Origin of the sequence: Paracoccus sp. UBA5162 (assembly GCF_002413585.1) — a bacterium.
Taxonomy (GTDB): Bacteria; Pseudomonadota; Alphaproteobacteria; order Rhodobacterales; family Rhodobacteraceae; genus Paracoccus.
The window spans coordinates 4,460-4,685 of record NZ_DHXG01000005.1 but is presented as its reverse complement, the minus strand read 5'-3'; the positions used below and the strand labels follow the sequence as shown (position 1 = coordinate 4,685).

Annotated in this window: 1 pseudogene; it reads right to left on the bottom strand. The window is 70.8% G+C overall.

Annotation, left to right across the window (positions count from 1 at the left end):
- Positions 1-226, bottom strand: a pseudogene (locus B4A72_RS00720) (hypothetical protein); the annotation flags it as partial.

Sequence of the window (226 nt, the reverse complement as noted above, 5' to 3'; positions counted from 1 at the left end):
GTCCCAGGCGGCGATCTGCGCGAAACGGGTCACGCCGTGTTCGTGCAGCGTTTCCTCCAGCTTGGGTCCGACGCCCTTGATCTGCTTCAGATCATCCGCTGCGGCAGGATCCGCGTCCGTCGGTCCGGTGGCGGCCGCGCCGGCATCGGTTGCCCGTGCCGGATCGCTGGCGGAGGAATGGATGTCGTTCTTCTCGGGCTCGGGCCGCGGGCCGCCACGGCCGGCC